3 protein-coding genes are annotated in these 3740 nt (G+C 49.0%); 1 reads left to right on the top strand and 2 read right to left on the bottom strand.

What is annotated here, in order from left to right; translation table 11 throughout:
- Positions 1-1487 (top strand): hypothetical protein (locus Q7P41_RS09080; RefSeq protein WP_303883658.1); only part of this gene is annotated, 1487 nt, incomplete at its 5' end.
- A 64-nt stretch (positions 1488-1551) separates the two neighbouring features.
- Here the strand turns inward: Q7P41_RS09080 and hydA are convergent.
- Together hydA and Q7P41_RS09070 are read right to left on the bottom strand one after the other, a co-directional pair.
- Positions 1552-2952, bottom strand: coding sequence for a dihydropyrimidinase (gene hydA / locus Q7P41_RS09075; protein ID WP_303883656.1), 1401 nt, complete (start codon positions 2950-2952; stop codon positions 1552-1554).
- A gap of 125 nt (positions 2953-3077) precedes the next feature.
- Positions 3078-3740, bottom strand: a 663-nt coding sequence (locus Q7P41_RS09070) for an isochorismatase family protein (protein WP_303883654.1), incomplete at its 5' end; no start/stop codon positions are given.

The raw sequence follows: 3740 nt of genomic DNA, 5'->3' as shown, positions 1-3740 counted from the left end.
TGGGCATTCCGACGATCACCATTGCAAAGCGCCTTCACGTGGATCCCAGCTTAGTGAGTAAATGGAAAAGCGGCGATCGCCGGATCTCGAAAAAATCCATTTTTTTCGATGAGATCGTTGAATTTTTGATCGAAGAAAACGACCGTCAGGGAGGATACATTCTAAAAGACCCATTAAAGAAGCAGTACCCCCTGGAGGATTTCGAGGACCCCGGGAAATTTCGATATTTCTTACAAAACATGATCGCCGATGAAAATTTCTCAACCCCCTTCAACGACTTCATAGGAAACAAAGCAGTTCGCGAAGTGAAAGCCTTCCTATATGAAAAAGGAGAGGGACGGCGGCAGGCAATATCCAACCTCCTTGACATGGCAGAAGCCCAAAGCGATCCAGGAAACATCATATACATAGACTGCGAACAGTACCGCTGGCTGCTGGAGGATGAAGAATACACCGAACGATGGAAGGAGAGAATGCTCAACCTGCTGAGGCGCGGGTTCAAGGCTAAGTTCATCATTCACTTCATGCTTCATAAGGACGAAGTCCTGCGCTTCTTTGAGCTGTGTTCCCCCCTCATCTTTCACCGAAATGCGCAGTGGTTTTACCACGAATTTTACGACGAGAACGTGTACTGGTTTTCCTTCTTCATCCTAGAACATGCCGCCTCTGTCATGGGCATGTCGATGGATCCACAGCAATCGAGCACCACGGTGTTCACGGATCCCCATTCCATCATGCAACATAAAAACGTGGTAGAGATGGTGATGAAAAGCTGCAAGAACATGTTCGTCGACATCGAACCTAAGGATACTTTGAAACTCCTCGGCGTTGTACGCCCTCAACCGGGAAGAAACGAAACCATATACGTTTATCTTCCTGCGCCTGCGTTTGCCTTTACATATCCAGAAATCATAAAAGGAGTTCTCCTTGAAAATAACGTCATCGACGAAAAAGCAAGGTACTGCATGAAGGCAAATAAACTGCTCACGGCTCTCATGAATGATTACCTTTCTCGGTGTGATGGCGAAACCGAGATTAAGGTGCTATTTCAATTGGATGAGATGTATCGAAAGATGTTCGTCGAGCCCTTCATAAGTTGCAGCCTTTCGCTGCTTGCAGGCCGGGACGTAGTGGTCAGCAGGAAGCAGATAGCACGAGGAATTCGCTGCGACGTCGAGAGGATGAGAAAATTTCCAAATTTAAAAATTGGCTTGACCTTGAAGGAAAACAACATAATCGACACGAACATGAACCTATGGTGCAAGAAGAATAACTGGCTGGTCCAAATGGACGAAGAGGGCATGCGTTTCTGCGATGAAAACACGATAGTGAACGCAACTTCCACTGTATTGGAAATGATGTGGAGAAAAAATCCCTTTGCATATAAAAAGAAGGAGGACGTCGAGGCTTTTTTGCTGAAATGGGCGGAGGACCTCGAAAAATCACCTTACGATAGCCCTATCATCCCTGAAAACCTGCACGCATAAATTTTAGGGGGCCTTTAAAGGCTCCCTAAAATTTTCCACGCCCATCGATATGCATCTATATCTTCTATTTATCATCTTTATGATAGTAGGTATAGCATAAAGCGTAAGGTTTGCAGGTCAGCCTTCGTCCTTTACCCTTTTCGGCGACAAATTTTCCCTCTTTAGCGATCAACTTTCCGCGCAAGAAGACCTGCTCCGGCCTGCCTTTGATCGGGAAGCCCTCAAAGGGACTGTAATCGATCCCATGATAGCTTTCGGCGTTGGTGATGGTCCCATTGAAATTGGGGTCAAATATTACGATGTCGGCGTCGGAACCCACGGCGATCTGCCCCTTTTGAGGATAGAGTCCCACTACCTTGGCTGGAGTTGTCGCAAATAGATCGACAAACCTCTGTCTTGTGATCTTCCCCTCGCATACCCCGTAAGTCCAGAGCATAACCATGCGATCTTGCACACCCGGGCACCCATTGGGTATCTTTGCAAAGTTGCCCAAGCCCTTCTTCTTGGTTATTTCATACCCTCCGACCAATGCACAATGATCTGACCCAACCGAAACCAGCCAGCCCTTTTGAACGGCCTCCCAAAGCGCATCCAAATGTTCCTGGGGTCGCAGCGGAGGCGAGCAAACGTACTTTGCGCCCTCAAAGTTGGGCTTTGCGAGGTAATCCGTCGTTAACGTAAGGTAGTGAGTGCAAGTCTCACCGTAAACCGGGAACCCGCCCTCGTAGGCACTTCGAATCGCTTCCATGGCTCCCTTCACGCTGACGTGGACGATGAAAAGCGGGCAGTCGGCCACCTTTGCCAGGGCAATTGCCCGGTTCGTCGCTTCTTCCTCGGCGATGGGTGGCCTGGAATAATAATGATACACGGGATCGGTCTTGCCCTGATCGAGATAATATTTCTGCAAGACGTTGATGATGTCAGCGTTTTCTGCGTGTACCATCATCGTGACACCGACGTCTTTTGCCTTCATCATCGCCTTGAGAATGGATTCGTCATCGCTGTAGAAGCTGGTCCCCTTGTAGGCCATGAACAACTTGAGGGACGAAACGCCAACTTCCGGAAGATGTTCTATTTCGTCAAATACGCTGTCCTTCGGGTCCATTATGATGCCATGAAAGGCGTAATCTACGGAAGCGACGTTCTCCGCCTTAGAGGCCTGCATGCTAATTGCCTCCAAAAGTGGCACCCCTTGATCCTGAGGCGCAAAATCTACGATGGTCGTGGTCCCGCCCACACCCGCCGCATGGGAGGTCTCAAAAAGCAGCGCACCAAAGGAGCCGTAGTGCACATGTTCGTCGACCCCTCCCGGGAAAACGTACTTCCCCGTGGCGTCAATGACATTGTCAGCCTGCATGTTAAGGTCAATCCCGATAGCCTCGATCTTCTCTCCTTTTACGTAAACGTCACCGACGAACTCATTTGACGCCGTGACAATTGTGCCATTTTTAATTAGTAAGCTCATCTTTCTCCCCCTCTTTTAAAAAACGCCGGTCCTGCCAGAGAACCAGCGTTCGAATACCTCTATGGATTCCCTAAAAATCAGCTAATCACTTGAGCACCCATAGAGTTAACATGCTGAAGATATCCTTATTTGAGGCTGTTTATATAGGCTATGACCTCGTCTACCGGCATAACGTCAGCAAATTTAGCGTCCATATCGAAAAGGTTCCACTGAATCGCTCCCGGGATGCGGTCGGCTATGGTTTCGGCAGGGACGATTACCTTATAGCCGAGTGCAACGGCATCCATGACGGTGTGCCTTACGCATGCGCAGGCAGTGGCACCGGTCACTATTACTGTATCTATGTCGCGCGATCTGAGCTGGTAGTTCAGCGGCGTCCCGGCAAAGCAGCTTGCCATCTTTTTATAGAATACCGTTTCATTGGGCTGCACTTTCAGGCGAGAATCGATCTCTGCCCACTCGCTTCCAATATGTAATGTGCTTAGAGGTATTTTTTCCTCCCATCGACCGTTGTCCTCCAGCCCGTTTTCGTTAAAGGCCGTGCAGGAGAACCAAATCAGTATTTTCTGTTTGCAAGCGCGAGCTGCATCGAGCAACCTGGCTGTTGCCTCAACGGCCGAATCGGCATCGCAGGAGAAAGGATGTCCCGGCCTCGTCCATGCGTTCGCCAAGTCTACATTGATGATCGCCAATTTCTTTCCAAATCCCATCCTGCGTTGGAAACCTCTTTCTTTGTAAATCCTCCTGGCTTCCTCAAAAGCTGCCTCCAATACCTTGGGGTCAAACTG

The sequence above is a fragment of the Acetomicrobium mobile genome, from assembly GCF_937920065.1.
The sequence above is the reverse complement of the archived record's forward strand: the minus strand, read 5'-3'. Positions and strand labels throughout refer to the sequence as shown.

Excerpts from the sequence above, each read along its gene's own strand:
- hydA (WP_303883656.1), bottom strand. The coding sequence starts at position 2,952 with ATGAGCTTACTAATTAAAAATGGCACAATTGTCACGGCGTCAAATGAG.